General features: G+C 46.6%; 13 protein-coding genes. 7 read left to right on the top strand and 6 right to left on the bottom strand.

The window, feature by feature from the left end:
- Nucleotides 1–183: 183 nt before the first annotated feature.
- Nucleotides 184–1,242: a chlorophyll a/b binding light-harvesting protein gene (locus ON05_RS20075; RefSeq protein ID WP_010476842.1), complete on the bottom strand. Its 1,059-nt coding sequence runs from the start codon at nucleotides 1,240–1,242 to the stop codon at nucleotides 184–186.
- Between the two features lie 582 nt (nucleotides 1,243–1,824).
- Between ON05_RS20075 and ON05_RS20070 the strand changes: the two genes are divergently transcribed.
- Both ON05_RS20070 and lspA read left to right on the top strand, forming a co-directional pair.
- Nucleotides 1,825–2,472: a biotin transporter BioY gene (locus ON05_RS20070; protein WP_010476841.1), complete on the top strand. Its 648-nt coding sequence runs from the start codon at nucleotides 1,825–1,827 to the stop codon at nucleotides 2,470–2,472.
- A gap of 3 nt (nucleotides 2,473–2,475) precedes the next feature.
- Nucleotides 2,476–2,973, top strand: a complete 498-nt coding sequence (gene lspA, locus ON05_RS20065; RefSeq protein ID WP_010476840.1) for a signal peptidase II — start codon at nucleotides 2,476–2,478, stop codon at nucleotides 2,971–2,973.
- An 18-nt stretch (nucleotides 2,974–2,991) separates the two neighbouring features.
- Here lspA and ON05_RS20060 read toward each other — a convergent pair whose 3' ends face one another.
- From ON05_RS20060 to ON05_RS20050, 3 genes are all read right to left on the bottom strand, one after another.
- On the bottom strand, nucleotides 2,992–3,702 hold the full coding sequence (locus ON05_RS20060) for a TVP38/TMEM64 family protein (protein ID WP_010476839.1): 711 nt from the start codon (nucleotides 3,700–3,702) through the stop codon (nucleotides 2,992–2,994).
- 166 nt (nucleotides 3,703–3,868) lie between these two features.
- Nucleotides 3,869–4,696: a mannosyl-3-phosphoglycerate phosphatase gene (locus ON05_RS20055; RefSeq protein WP_010476837.1), complete on the bottom strand. Its 828-nt coding sequence runs from the start codon at nucleotides 4,694–4,696 to the stop codon at nucleotides 3,869–3,871.
- On the bottom strand, nucleotides 4,689–6,494 hold the full coding sequence (locus ON05_RS20050; RefSeq protein WP_039781164.1) for a sugar phosphorylase: 1,806 nt from the start codon (nucleotides 6,492–6,494) through the stop codon (nucleotides 4,689–4,691). Before ON05_RS20050 ends, ON05_RS20055 begins: the two co-directional genes overlap by 8 nt.
- A 285-nt stretch (nucleotides 6,495–6,779) precedes the next feature.
- On the opposite strand from ON05_RS20050, the gene ON05_RS20045 reads away from it, so the two are divergent.
- The 5 genes from ON05_RS20045 to ON05_RS20025 all read left to right on the top strand — a co-directional run bounded on the left by ON05_RS20045 (nucleotide 6,780) and on the right by ON05_RS20025 (nucleotide 12,786).
- Nucleotides 6,780–8,036: a hypothetical protein gene (locus tag ON05_RS20045; protein WP_010476834.1), complete on the top strand. Its 1,257-nt coding sequence runs from the start codon at nucleotides 6,780–6,782 to the stop codon at nucleotides 8,034–8,036.
- A 158-nt stretch (nucleotides 8,037–8,194) separates the two neighbouring features.
- Nucleotides 8,195–9,109, top strand: coding sequence for a branched-chain amino acid transaminase (locus ON05_RS20040; RefSeq protein WP_010476833.1), 915 nt, complete (start codon nucleotides 8,195–8,197; stop codon nucleotides 9,107–9,109).
- Between the two features lie 110 nt (nucleotides 9,110–9,219).
- Nucleotides 9,220–10,860 (top strand): serine/threonine-protein kinase, encoded by a 1,641-nt coding sequence (locus tag ON05_RS20035; protein ID WP_010476832.1) that lies wholly within the window; start codon nucleotides 9,220–9,222, stop codon nucleotides 10,858–10,860.
- 256 nt (nucleotides 10,861–11,116) lie between these two features.
- A complete protein-coding gene (locus ON05_RS20030) occupies nucleotides 11,117–12,022 on the top strand; it encodes a hypothetical protein (RefSeq protein ID WP_039781161.1) in 906 nt (301 codons plus the stop codon).
- A 149-nt stretch (nucleotides 12,023–12,171) separates the two neighbouring features.
- Complete coding sequence (locus ON05_RS20025; protein ID WP_262562035.1) at nucleotides 12,172–12,786, top strand: hypothetical protein; 615 nt, start codon at nucleotides 12,172–12,174, stop codon at nucleotides 12,784–12,786.
- A 47-nt stretch (nucleotides 12,787–12,833) separates the two neighbouring features.
- On the opposite strand, the gene cimA is transcribed toward ON05_RS20025, so the two are convergent.
- Complete coding sequence (gene cimA, locus ON05_RS20020; protein WP_010476829.1) at nucleotides 12,834–14,504, bottom strand: citramalate synthase; 1,671 nt, start codon at nucleotides 14,502–14,504, stop codon at nucleotides 12,834–12,836.
- 114 nt (nucleotides 14,505–14,618) lie between these two features.
- Nucleotides 14,619–15,164 carry a late competence development ComFB family protein gene (locus tag ON05_RS20015; RefSeq protein ID WP_010476828.1) on the bottom strand — a complete coding sequence of 182 codons (546 nt, stop codon included), beginning with the start codon at nucleotides 15,162–15,164 and terminating at the stop codon, nucleotides 14,619–14,621.
- Nucleotides 15,165–15,179: the final 15 nt, after the last annotated feature.

Raw genomic sequence — 15,179 nt, 5'->3', positions numbered from 1 at the left:
AAATCATGCAGAGCCATGACTAAGTTGAGCGAGATTTATTAACTCTTTCGAATTCAAATAACCAAGGCAGATAGAACTTAGTTGAGTTTAAGTTTCACTGCCTTCATATTTCCGTTTTACAAAAGTCTAAAAGCGCGACTGCAGCAGAAGCGCTTTCAAACTTTTGCGAAAATATAGTCTGACTTAAATGTCAGCGCCAAGCTCAACGGTTTCAGTTGTAAAGAACTTGGTAAGCACACGGAAGTCAAAACCTGAGGCACGCAAGGCATGGAACAGGTGACCTTGGATGCAATAGAATCCCCAAAAATAGTGGAAATTAGCAATCCAGAAACGGCTAGTATGACCACTGGCAGAAACATCTAAGGTATCTGCAAAGTTAGGCAAGAAACCTAAGTTAGGCTGAAGCACCGGACCAAAAAACTCAACAGGGAAAACAACGTCGTTAACAGAGCAGAAATAGGCTGCAACGAGACCCATGAGTCCTAGGCCACCTAATGCATAACCCAGAAGTGCTTCACCAGATTTTGTGTAAATTCTTTCTGTGTAAGGCCAAGGCTTAACAAGAATGTGATAGATACCACCAGCAATGTCGATCAGAGCAACAAAGAGGTGACCTCCCATTACATCTTCTAAGTTATCAACAAAGAAGGGGTTGAAGCCAGGGGTAGACCAGCCATATTTAAAGATTCGAACAATATCAAAGCCAGGAGCAACTGCTCGCACTTCTCCAACATTCGGATCGTAAATCCCGTGGGTAGCAGCCCAGACTACAAACAGTAGCGCACCAGACCCTAAGAACAATAAATGATGGCCCAAAATCCGACCTTGTGTTTCGAAGTCATCCCACTCAAAGTGGAATCTTTGAGAGGCAGCAGAATCACTTTCTGCCAAAACTTTAGGACCCGTTAGAATATGAAAAATCGCACCTGAGCCAAAAACGGCTGCTGCAAATAAGTGGATCATGCCAACGGCGAAGAAGGGATAAGTATCCACAACCGCTCCACCTGAACCAATACCAAAACCCTCACGGGCAAGCTGGGGCAAGCAGACAAAGCCTTGAGCATATAAGGGAATATCAGGGTTATATCGAGAGAGTTCAAATAAAGTGATCGAACCAGCAAAAAATGTCATTGAAGCAATTTGGCCGATATGAGCGGCTAAAAATTGCGCGCTAAAATCAGTGAACCGGGAGTTTCCCGACCACCATCCGTATTCAACGTTTTGATTTCCATAAGTTTGCATTGTTAAGCTATCTCCTCCTCTGTTATCGGTGCCACCGTAACTTTATTATCAAACTTAATACAAAATACTATCAGACCTCGCCCGCTAAGTAATGTTAATTTGACTGCAGAGCAGATATACTTAGTGGCTTACTTATGAAGTATTGTTTTTCTACATCCTAACACTGGCAAGTCTTCCATCCAATAAAAGTTCTATATGGCAAACCCTAGTTTAAGTCTAGAGGTACTAGATGTGTCTGACAGCATCCAATACTTGACACTGTTACACCGACCTTATAGATGGATACAGTCGGTGGATATAGATTGGACAGCGACGCAACAAAGCCGGGTCTTACTCGTTGGCATTATTATGAGGAAAGCAATCTCAGCCAAGAATTTTCAGGGTTTTAGGGTTGATAAATCAATATAGAATAGCCCTATTGTGATTTTCGCAGCTTTTGAAGATTGAGCTAACGAGACTCACTTATTTTGAATTCCTGTCGGTTCAGAATACAGATAACAGCGTAGTTTTCGTTCGTACGCATCACTGCTGAGCGACAAAAAGTTGCACTAGATTGTCCAATCCTCTCCTAATCTATTCCTAATGGATGACCGCATTGCTTCTTTGAACTACGAGTCCAAACACTCTCTATTACGTTCCAACCCCGTGCTGACCACTTTTGATGAACTTCTATGGGCAATTATCGGACTCTTGTTAACCATCAATGGGGTTTTCATTGAGGTTGCGGTCCCTGTCCCGTCAACATGGCCGATTGATTGGAATCAGATCGATCTCTACTCCTTAGGTACAACTTTACAAATAGGAGCTGTTTTACTCGTAGGGTGCTTGGGAGGTAAAAATGCAGGAGCGCTCTCCCAAATTGCCTATTTGGTCTTGGGGCTAAGTGGCGTCCAAGTATTTTCCCAAGGGGGTGGGCTAGGCTATGTACAAGAGCCTACTTTTGGCTATCTACTCGGCTTTTTACCTGGTGCATGGGTTTGTGGATATTTGGCCTTTCGCAGCAAAAAGAGTCGCATCGAGATTTTATTACTGAGTTGCCTGTGCGGACTGCTGACAATTCACTTATTTGGCATTGTTTATCTGACGGGATTATCTCTGTTACAGTTATCTTCTTTAAGTTGGGGGGCCTCGATCTGGCAGTTCTCGATTTTGCCCTTTCCTGGACAGTTGATTGTCATGTGTGCCTCTGCTCTCATCGCATTTTTGCTTCGACGAATCTTGTTCTATTGACCTATGCGCTGGAAAAAATTGCTGTTTTGGGCATCTGCCCTGCTGAGTGTGGGGGCCGATCAGCTTACTAAGTTTTGGGTCACTCAGAACTTCGAACTACGAAGACCCCCTGCACAACCTGACACTTGGCCTCTGATTCAGAACGTGTTCCATTTCACTTACGTGACCAATGATGGAGCAGCCTTTAGCTTGTTCAAAGATAGTCCGCTCTTACCTTGGTTATCGTTTTTGGTTTGTCTGGGACTCATTGGGCTGGGCTTATTTGGACCTCGATTCCCCCAATGGGAACAAGCAGGCTATGGGTTTTTGTTAGGTGGGGCAGCAGGGAATGGGATTGATCGGATCTTTTTGGGTGAAGTGATTGACTTTTTAGATTTCCGCCTTATTCAATTTCCGGTCTTCAACATTGCAGATATCTCAATCAATGTGGGCCTAGCATGCCTGATATTTGCAACTTGGAAAAGTAGTCGTAAGGGCTCACGCAAAACACCGACTCCATAAGGTCTAAACGTTATATCCTTATGCGGGCTCAATTTTGACTAGCGTTGTGAGGCGGTCACCCGTCAGACGAACAATTACAATCGGGAGACCAATGATGCTCACCAAGAGTAAGCCAGTGAGTCCCAGCATCTGAGATGGATCGGCGGTACCGCCCATGTAGGTTAGGAGGAGCGTGGATGGAATCATGCCTACCAATGTCGCCGCAGCATAAATGGGGAACGATAAACCGGCCATTCCGGCTCCATAGCTCACTAAATCGAAGGAGAGCACCGGGAGTAGACGGCTGACAAAAATAAACCAGCCCATTAGATTCGTGGCTAAATCGGGAGAAATGATAATCCTCTTACCCGTAAGGGTTTGAAAGAAGGATTGTCCCAGGTACTTGCCTAAGCTATAAGCAAGGACTGCTCCTAAAAATCCGCCGATGATGGTATACACACCTGCTGTTAAGGGTCCCCACAATACGCCGGCTGCGATCGCAAGCGGTGCACCCGGAATTTGACTAGCTACCACCGAAATAATCAACAACCCAATGTAAGCGATGGGTCCCCAAGGACCTATCTGGTTTACAAAGTTCTGAAAACCCTCGACAGTGAATACTTGCAAGCTCAAAGAGGGCAGGTGATCTGTCATCGCTAAAACACCCAAGATCCCGACTACGGTTACAATCCAGAACCAGAGAGAGGTGGGTCCATAGCGTTTCTGATTCAGATTCGATTTCAGGGCCAAGGAGCATCCGTTCATGATGGGTATGTAGGGTAGGGAATGGACTAACAGTCATTAGCTTCGCTAACGTGACTGAGGCTATCCCAACCCGTATCTGAGGAAACGATAAGAACTTTATGAAAGACTCTCAGAATTGGCCATGACGGCAGATCAGAAACATTCTCAATTCCTATGACCAATACTGATCACGCACCTGTTCCATCGCCATCGACCAACCCTTGGCACCTGTAGCGGGTGCGATCTGCCAACCTCGATCCGCTAATCCTGGATGGGGGCCTTTTACGCCTGGAATCACAATCGGAATATCGACGACTTCTAACATAGCTAAATCATTAGGACTATTTCCCAGTCCTACGGTCTTAACGGGTCCCTGAGGCACTTGATAGCACTGCACCAAAAGATTAACCGCTTTGCCCTTGCCCGCCCCTACTCCAATCAGATGGCAGAAGCGATCGCCCACCAAGACCTGAAACCCTATTGCAGCCACATGCTGTTCTAATTCTTTAGCGTCTAGCCCTGGATTGACAAAGGGCTCCGTAAACTCGCGGGTTTGAGCTTTAAGTGCATCATCTGAGCTTAGACCGGTTAAGGCAATTAACTCATCCACCGTCATATCCCCAAAACCCTGGAGTGGCTGATTCAGTCTCTGGGAAAGGGTTTTAAGTCCGGTTCTAGCCTGATCATAGGTACATCCCAAACACAAGCGCTGATGCTGCTCCTGCTGAGCAACATCTGTGTGGGAGAGATCAAACCGCTGATCATTGTAGGGAATAAAGACACCACTGCCATTTTCCACCACAAAGGGCTCCTCAAAGGAGAGGGCTTGCAGCAGCTCCTCCACTTCGACCCGTGTTTTACTAGTTACGGCAATGACTGGAATCTGATGATCTTTTAACCAGGCCAACATTGGCAACGCATCATCATATCGGTAGTCATCATGATTTAATAGCGTGCCATCTAAGTCTGTAAAAACCAAATAAGACGCCGCGTTAGTCATCGTCTCCTTCGACTCCTAAGTGACAGGTTTGCCCATCGGCTTCAAGGCCTTCAAACTTATTTGTAATCCATAGGGATTGATAGGGGTTCAAGAGCAAAGTGTCATAAATGCCTCGAATACAAGACCCGCTAATCAGGTCATACCAAGGATCAATGGTGACTAGGTTCAGGTCCGAGAGCTTCAGTTTCTGTTTGCGATCGCTGAGATTATGAATTGAAAAAATGCTCTGATCGCGGGCCATACTTTGTCGCCAAAACGCAAATAACGCTTTATTGGGCAAATGCAGGGTGTATTGGGTGGCGTTGGGATGGAAGGCATCTTGTTGGCGGCGAATCTTGATGAGCCGAGTCAACTCTTTCAAGACAATGGCATGGGGAGATTGTTCATCCTCTAACTGCTGTTCTAAAGCAGGGAGAGACCATTGATGGCGATTAATGGACCGCTTGCGCCCTGTACGATGGACATTCTCCCAATCATTATGGGTGGCCAACAAACTATGAATATAAAAGGCTGGGATTCCTTCCAAAGACATCATGATCGTTTGGGAGCAGATAAAGCGTTCTATCTGCCACTGATCCTTGCCTTTGGCCGTGCCTTGCAGAGCATCGAAAAAGGAAATATTAATTTCATAAGGTGAATCAATCCCTTCAGCATTGGTGCGCATACTAAGGGTGCCACCAAAGTCTTCCATACATTGGAGGAGCGTTTGATATTCAGTCTCAGTCAATAAGCCTTCCGTCGGTCGCAACCCAATTCCATCATGGGAGGCCGTAAAGTTGAAATAGGCACATCCCAAAGGAGCTGGGGGCATACTCATCATCCAGGTCTTTAAATGCTCAGCCTTACCCTGGAGCAACGCATTCAAAATCAGGGGCGGCAAGCTGAAATTGTAGATTAAATGGGCTTCATTGCGATTGCCAAAGTAGCTGAGGTTTTCACGGTTGGGCACATTGGTTTCAGTGATCAGCGCCACCGATGGATCCACCATTTCCAGAATTTCCCGAAACAATCGGACCATGGCATGGGTTTCAGGTAAATGAATACAGGAGGTCCCTAACCGCTTCCATAAGTAACCAATGGCATCCAAGCGAATATACTTGGCGCCCATTTGCACATAAAACAGCAGAATTTTAGTAAATTCGAGGAGAACCTTGGGATTCGCAAAATTTAAGTCAATTTGATCGGCGCTAAAGGTGGCCCAAACATACTTGGGTCCTGCTAGGGTCTCCACTTCGACCAGTAATGGCGAACTCCGAGGTCGGACGACGCTAGAGACATCTGTCTCCGGATCGACTTCGACAAAATAGTCTCGGCCCGGTTCAATACCCCGCAAATAATTCTGGAACCATTGGCTTTGGCTAGAGACATGGTTAAGCACCAAATCAGCCATAAGTTCAAAGGACTGAGCAATCTGCTGAATATCATCCCAAGTGCCCAGCTCATGATTGACAGCCTTATAGTCGATCACCGAAAAACCATCATCAGAACTGAAAGGACAAAACGGTAAGATATGCACCCCAGTCACCACCTCCTGCAGATGGGTCTTAAGGAAGTGATGTAATGTGCCCAAAGGAGGGTGACCATTCTGCGAGCAAATGGTATCTCCATAGGTAATCAACAGAATGTTGTCTTGACTCCACTTATACAAATTCTCAGAGATGGAATCCGCGAAATGGGGTTGTAACAGTTCGAACAGCTTTTCGAGTAATGGTTCTAGAGAATCTGGACCATAAATTCTTTCCAGCAGGGCTTTCACTTTGATGGTGAAGGCTTGATGCTGTTGGGCTCGATCAATCATGGGCATCCCAAAATAGGCAATTTTTGTGACGGCTGGGAACTATGGAGCTAGCCTGATCCAAATGAGAATCGCTAATTGTATCGTATTAATCAATTTTTAACTCTAGCCCTGGGTTGAGCTAAGTGAGAAGGAGCGAGTATCTTTCAATACACCTGGTATCAGTGATGTACGCTATTTTGCAAGAATAGATATTAAAAATTTTGTAGCAAAGGTAACATTGACATACCACCAAAAATTTAACAATGTATTTATTAAGTACTACCGCTCAAGTATTTAGGCCATTGCATGGACTATAAGCAAGACTTAATCACGACCATTCACGATTTTGATTGTGATTTGGCATTCTTAGAGAACCGACTCACGGAACTGACCCAGTCAAGCCCCGCCGCTGTCTTAATTCCGGCTCTCTACTCAGAATTGGAACGACCGGCTTTAGGGCAGATTTGCGATCATCTGAAGGACTGTGCCTTTGTTCAAACGGTTGTCATTTGTCTCTACGCTGATAGTCTGCAGCAATATGCCCAGGCGGTTCGATTTTTTAGCGTCCTCCCACAAAAGACTTATGTTATTTGGGAAAATGGCCCGACCATCAGCCAAACTTTAGAAAAGCTGAAAGAAAAAGGCTTAGATTTACTGAAATATAAGGGTAAAGGTCGGGCAGTATGGTTGGGCCTAGGGGTTGCGTCCTTGGAAGCCCATGCGATCGCACTTCACGATGCCGACATTACCACCTACGATCGGTCCTACCCTCTGAAGCTGCTCTATCCGCTTTTAGAAAAAGAATTCGGTATTGCCTTTAATAAGGCGTACTATGCCCGCTTAGGCCACTATCCCCGCAGCCTATATGGCCGCGTCACCCGCCTCTTCGTCGCTCCACTGCTCACATCTCTTACAGCATTACTGGGTGATCGAGATTATTTGCGATACCTGCATGCGTTCCGCTATCCCCTATCGGGGGAGTTTGCGTTAACCCATGATCTGGCTTTACAAACTCGCATTCCTGGCAATTGGGGATTAGAAATTGGCCTATTATCTGAAGTCTATCGAAATCTGGCTCACCGCCGTATTTCCCAAGTTGATTTAGGCGTGTTTGAGCATAAGCATCAACAGCTTGGGACCTCGGATCAATCAGGCCTACAAAAAATGTGCCGCGACATTTTGGGATCCGTTCTGCGCACTCTGACCGAAACGGAGCAGGTGGTGCTGACCAAAGATCATATTCACGCTCTACAGGTCAAATTCCGCCGCTCGGCCCAAGACTATGCTCATCAATATTTTATTGATGCCAGTTTCAACAGCTTACACTTTGATCGCCACCAAGAAGAAGTCACCATTGAAACCTTCGAAAAAATTATCTTGGACGGTGGCGAAGCTTATGTCACAGATCCCAGAAACTCACAGATTCCGGCCTGGACTAGGGCGTTAGCAGTGATGCCAGACTTGCGAGAACAGCTCCGTGAAGCTGCCATACTCGATGCCGCTGAAGTCAAAGCGCTGTCTCTACCTGTCGCTGCTCCCCATGCCGTTCAATCCAATGGGTGAGTCTTAGAAGCTGCTAGAAGTGAATTGCTGTAAGCTTCTTTAGGAGTGTCAGCCTATCGATGTTAGTCTCAATTAGGATGGTGACAGTTCCATTTCCCAATGGTAGAGGGAAGAATGGATGCTGTCCTCCCTAAATTGTTCGAGCATTGATCTGGGTTATGCATAATTTTTTGCCAACTGCCTACTTTGAACATCAGTTTGTCCCTTTCAAAGACGCGAATATTTCCATTGCCACCCATGCGCTTCACTATGGAACAGGCGCTTTTGGGGGACTGCGAGGTATACCCGATCCACAAAATCCCAATCAAATTCTGCTCTTTCGTTTGGATCGACATTGCCAACGCCTCAGCCAAAGTGCTCGTTTACTCCACTTCGATTTACCTGCAGACAAAATCGAGCAGGTGATCAAAGAATTTGTCCAAAAAAACCATCCCCAAACCTCGTTCTATATTCGCCCCTTTGTCTATACCTCCGACCTAGGAATTGCGCCCAGACTCCATAACATCGAAAAGAATTTCTTTGTTTATGGGATTGAGCTGGGGGATTATCTCTCTCCCGAAGGAGTAAGCTGTCGCCTTAGCTCCTGGTTCCGACAGGAAGACCGCAGCTTACCGCTGCGAGGCAAGATTAGTGGAGCTTACATTACGTCATCCCTAGCTAAGACTGAAGCGGTCGAATCTGGGTTTGATGAAGCAATTCTGATGAATGCTCAGGGCAAAGTCAGTGAAGCCTCAGGCATGAATATTTTTATCGTTCGGCATGGCAAAATTATTACCCCAGGCTTTGAGCAAGATATTTTGGAAGGCATTACTCGCGATAGTGTTTTGCAACTTGCCCACGACCTAGGCATTCCAGTCATCGAGCGCCCAGTGGACAAGTCAGAACTATTTATCGCGGATGAAGTCTTCTTGAGTGGAACGGCAGCCAAGATTACCCCAGTCAAGCGGATCGAAAACTACACAATGCCTAGTGACCGACCGATTACTGAAAAGCTCCGGGATAAACTGACGGCTATTACCGAAAATCGTGACTCCCAATATCAGCAATGGGTCTTCCCCATTCCTCTCAGCTAAATCGTCATCCACCAAGCCCTCCTGGCTTTACACCTATTTAATTTTTAGGTGCATTATCACTTGGCTTGACTGAACAAGCGGTTAGCATGGGATGAAAGGGTGTTCATGGAATGATCGCTTGCCTAAATCCAGCTTGTAACCATAGCAATTCCGAAACCGCAACGGTTTGTGAGCAATGTCAGACTGCGTTACGGTTGTGGGATCGCTACTGCCCCATTCGCCTCCTCGGTCAAGGCGGATTTGGCCGCACTTTTCTTGCCGTTGATGAAGGCCAAGACAATCACCCCGCCTGCGTTATCAAACAAGTATGGCCCTCTCAATTCCCGGAGCCAGACAAGATCGTTGCGCTCTTTCACCAGGAAGCTCAACTGCTAAACGAACTCGGCCATCATCCTCAAATTCCACAGCTTTTAGCCTCTTTCGAGCAGGATAACAAACTTTATTTAATCCAAGAATATATCGAAGGTCAAAACCTGGCTCAGGAACGAGCTGACGTAGAACGATTTAGTCCACCACAAGTTCAGCAGTTACTCACTGACGTCTTGCCAGTCTTGAGCTTTATCCATCAGCATCAGTTGCTCCATCGTGACATAAAACCCGCCAATATCATTCGACGAACCACGGACCAGCAGCTTGTCCTCGTCGATTTTGGTGCAGCCAAACGGCTAACGGGTACTGCCATCGCTAAAACGGGCACCAGTATCGGTAGCGCAGAATATATCGCCCCTGAACAGGCTCGGGGGAAAGCTCAGTTTGCCAGCGACCTGTATAGCTTGGGGGTGACCTGCATCCATCTCCTCACAGGGCTATCTCCTTTTGATTTGATGGATGGAGATGGCGTCTGGATTTGGGAATCGCTCTGTAACCAGACGCTTGAGCCATCTTTGGTGACCGTCTTGAATCAGATGATTGCCCCGGCGTTAAATCAGAGATATGGGAATGTTGAGGATGTGATCGCAGACCTCTACACCCCTCCAAAACCCAAACAGCCTAGCCACAGTCGTCTACTCTTGGGTGCGGGCCTTCTAGGCAGCCTAGTCTTAGGGGGCTTTCTGTATCAGTTATTCCCTCAAACCTCATCCCCACCCTCTGATGCTGTTGTCATAAATACGCCGAAACCCGCTCCACAGGATACCCCGCAAGCACCAGTCTCCAAATCCCCATCCCCCACAATCCCCATACCTACACCTGCTACAAGCACCGAATTAAAAGCGATAGAAAACCTAATTTTTATCGCCAATGCCAGCGGTCAATATTATCAGGCTCATGGACAATTTTTAACGGATGTATCCCGCCAGCCTTCCCTAGATCAATACACGCTTCAAATTACAAAACTAGGCAAACATGGCCTTCAAGTGTCTGGTACACCAACCACAGAGAAGCTTCGGAGTTTTATCATTTTGGCTTGGGGTGGGCCTTCCCCCGCTTCCCCTAGTAATCCTACTCCTGCAAACAAACAGCCCAGTAGCAATCCTTTGGGTGATTTGAGTTTATCCCAACTGCCTAACCTGAATCGAAGCGGTAAAGCTTCGCCCCATATCGTCGTCACGAACTATTGCGAGAGCTTACAACCAAGTCAGAAGTTGCCCCCAAAAGCTGATTTACCGACACCACAACCCCAAACTTACCAAGATTGGCCTTGCCCTGAAGGCTATACCTTTGCTTTCACCGCATTAGAAGTCATCAGCAAGTTAGCATCAACCCAAAATCCTAGCGTCCTTTTTCAAGTACCTCCATCTACATCTGATTAGTGTTTATTCAACCACTGATAAAGCATTCAAAGTGAAGGACTCCCAGGCAAAAGCCTTTCCAGAATGGCCTTTGGGAACAATAAGAGTTAAAGGAATAAGGCTAATTCGAGAAATTCAACGTTATTGGTAGCGTTTATCGCTCCAATTAATCTTCGTCCTGCTCCATATTCAACCCAACAACATCTCACCTACTTTTATGCAAACCACCTGCCGCATAGATCGGACATTCTGGCTGCAATGGATTCTGTGCAATTGCTTGGCATATAGCCTAGGTTTGGGCATACCTATTATTCTGGCAGATTTACAATCTGCACCTAATTACGACAGTTATATTGGCCAAGCCGTAATGTTTATGGGGTTATGGGTTGGCATACCACAATGGCTAGTTCTCCGTCGAAAGTTGACTATATCCGCACAATGGATTTGGTTTAGCTTTGCTGGATATATTATCTCTGTTCTCCTGCTTTTGTGGGTCGCACGTCTATTACCATCATCTGATGCTGCAGTGAGGCTTTGCCTTTTTCCGCTAATCATCAGCCTTGGCCAGTGGCATGTTCTTCGTCAAAGGTTGCAGCCTGCATGGAGTTGGGTTCCAGCAAGTTGCTTTGCTTTATTCGCTGGAGGATGTCTAGGAATTTTGCTCGGGGGTTATCTCTACCTAGGGCATAACGCCTTTGGTATATCTGCCCTAGCCGGTGGTTTGACATGTGGTCTCGTCTACAGCCTTATTACAGCTGTTGCTCTCCGCTATATCACTCAGCAAAAATATACTTCTCCGAAATCATCAAAGCCAGCATCCAAGCAGGACACTCCTCCAGATCACAAAACATGGGTAGACACTGTCATTACCCTTTTACCGCTGCTAGTCATCATAGGCGGGTGGCTGTGGTTACTGCCGCCTATACCTTCATCTGGCCTTCCTTACATTGTTGAAGCATTCATCTTTCTAGGAATTTTCTATCTCTACCAATATTTCGCCATCTTCATCCATGAACTGGGCCATTACTTATTTGCATGGGCAAATGGCTCTGAACTCTATCGTTTCGCCATTGGTCGATTGATCCTTTTTCGAACGGATCAAGGTCTCTCAAATTACGTAAGTGCCGTCAACAGCTTGCAGGAGGCTTTGCTGAGCCTATCCCGACATCTCTACATCGATTAGACAGACAACTTTTTCTCATGATTATGGGTGGTCCTGCAGCCTCTTTTGTCTTATTTGGCCTCGGGACTCTTCCACTATTATCTCCCTATTTAATCAGTAACTTTTCTCTCCTCTGGTGTTTGACCTTTGTGTCTGCCATCAGCCTACATATGGCTATTTTGAACACCATCCCCATCAAAATCGGTTACTTCTCCACCGATGGTCGTCGGATGCTCGACTTGGCCCAAAAAAACGTACCCGGCAAAAGATTTTTAGCTCTGTATCAATTTAACGCTTCTCTGCTACAAGGAATTCGCCCAAAAGATATCGATCCGGACCTTAAAACTCGAGTATTAGCACTACCCGAGAACTCCATGGATCATATATCGGGCCTGATCATTGCCTATTACATGACCTTAGACCAAGGCCACATCCAGCAGGCAGGAGACTATCTCGATCAGGCATTGAAAATCAATGCCTACTATCCTGAACTCTTTCGCGCCTCTTTGTTGCTGGAAGGGGCTTACTATGAAGCACATATACGTCAGAATCCTGATACAGCAAGGCAATGGCTAGACCAAATTCAAGAAAAAATTCTGATTGATCCTTCGACACTTCTTAGAGCCGAAGCCGCCATACACCTAGCTGCAGGAGACAAAAAATCTGCTCAGAACAAAGCTGAAGAAAGCCTAGCAATCTTACAAAAGCCTCAATTCCTACCTGGTTTTACAGTTTTTGAACAAGATCGACTCCAGGTGCTGCTCCAAGACTTAGCCACCACATAATCTAAGTGTCTAAATCTAAGTGTCTAAGCCGAATGCTTGACGGGCGCTTAATTTAAATCATTCAAAATAGCTCTAATGCCAATAGGACACTCATCAGAATCCTTAAAGCAAGGACGCAGCAATCCATATTCAATCCCTTCTGCCACCGCTTGATAGGAGGCCCCAATAATATTGGTGGACACTCCTACAGTAGTCCAACGATTCTGACCATCAGTCGATTCCACTAGCACCCGGGTCTTAGCAGAGGTACCATGCTTACCATCTAAAATTCGGACTTTATAGTCCGTAAGCTGAAACTTCGCAATACTGGGATATACATCTACTAACGCCTTCCTTAAGGCTGCATCTAAAGCAGATACTGGTCCATTCCCTTCAGCAGCCGTCAAAATTTCTTGCACACCGACCACCACTTTTACTGTCGCTAGGGCAGTGCTGCTAAAGCCGCCTTGCTGGCGAGACTCTAGAGATCCACAGTAGCAATGCACATCAAAACCATGGAGTTCAAACAAACTAGGTCGCTGCTCCAACGCTTGCCTGAGCAACAACTCAAAACTCGCTTCTGCTGCTTCAAATTGATACCCTTCATGCTCCAACTGCTTTAGCTGCTGAAGCAGCTGTCGACTCACCGGATTTTGCTTATCCAGGGCAATGCCACAATGGTTTGCCTTCTCTAGAACATTACTCAGCCCAGCCTGCTCAGAAATTACAATCCGCCGCTGGTTACCTACTGTCTGGGGTTCAATATGTTCATAGGTCTGGGGATCACGCTGTACCGCACTGACATGGATGCCCCCCTTATGAGCAAACGCAGATAACCCCACAAACGGGGCATGTTCATCCGGCGCTAGATTAACGCGCTCACTAATCAATCGGCTACTGGGTGTGAGTTCAGCTAACTGCTCTGGTTCTACACAGCGATAACCCAACTTCAGTTGCAAGTTAGGAATCAGAGTACAGAGGTTGGCATTTCCGCAGCGCTCACCATAACCATTGATCGTCCCTTGGACCATCTCAGCCCCTTGCTGCACCGCTGCTAGCGCATTCGCGACAGCCGTTCCCGAATCATTATGGGTATGAATGCCAATTTGAGTCGTTCCCTGACAGTCTTGAATCACTTGCCTGACTGCTTGGACGCTCTCTGCAACTTCATGGGGTAATGTTCCGCCATTGGTATCACAAAGGACAACCCATTTGGCCCCTGCCTGAACCGCAGATTGAATCGTTTCTAGAGCATAGGCTGGATTGTGCTTATATCCATCAAACCAATGCTCTGCATCATAAATCACTTGTCGATCCTGCTGGCACAGGTAGTTGATGGAATCAGCAATCATAGCTAGGTTTTCACCCAGGGTGGTTTTAAGGCCAGCCGTAACATGAAAATCCCAAGACTTGCCAAATAGGGTGATCCACCGCGTTTCTGCCGCTAAAATCGGTCGTAGAACCGGATCTTCTGCAGCCTGGTTCCCTGGACGACGGGTCGAACAAAACGCAACGACCTCAGCCTGACGAAGGGGTGACGTTTTTAATTTCTGAAAAAACTGTTCATCTTTCGGATTCGCACCCGGCCACCCCCCTTCAATAAAGGGAATACCAAGCTTATCCAGCTGATGAGCAATAGTTAATTTATCTTCAACGGATAGAGAAATACCTTCTCGTTGCGCACCGTCCCGCAGCGTTGTGTCGTAAATCCATAGGGGAGAACGATGTTGGATATTCATGGACAGAGATAGGCCAAAACTGCTGATTTTAAGCTCAAGCTAGAATCTGATTGATTAATTCTAGAGCCTCAGCGTATCAGGGAAAGGCCGCATAATCCTGAAAGCAATCTTTATTTAGCTTTTGACAGGCTGCTCATAATCAGGGGCATAAGCTTGCAGCAACGAGCTGACTTGACCCAGTAAATCTTTTTGGTGATCAGACTCTAGCGCATGACGATCAGGATAGAAGTCCGGCTGATCCAGGTTGCGGGAAATTGCGGTTTCAACTTGCTGAATAATCAGATCGAGCAGCTCTTGTCTGGCTCGCTGACGCTGATAGTTTGCCCCTTCTTCCGTTGTGGCATAGAGGGGTGGCAATCGATTGAGGGCATAGGCCGCAATATCGCCCAAGTCCAAGGTGTGATTGCTCGTTGCTTCAATCTTGGACACGCGGGTTATCGCTTCAGTCAGCACCAGTTCTTCCATGACATTAATGAACTGTTTGCGAGGCACCGCCACCACTTGGCCCGTGAGCAGAGCCCCCATCAATCGATCGAGGGATTGATATTCTTCAACAGCCAGCTCGGAGGCATTATCACAGATCCGGCCCACTTCTGCTTCCATGGTTGGAGTCAGATAGCCGTTTCTCATTGCCTGTTCAACAATTTCACCAATAGTCATCGTTGCAGTCATCTT

Origin of the sequence: Acaryochloris sp. CCMEE 5410 (assembly GCF_000238775.2) — a bacterium.
In the GTDB taxonomy this organism is placed as follows: Bacteria; Cyanobacteriota; Cyanobacteriia; order Thermosynechococcales; family Thermosynechococcaceae; genus Acaryochloris.
The sequence above is the reverse complement of the archived record's forward strand: the minus strand, read 5'-3'. Positions and strand labels throughout refer to the sequence as shown.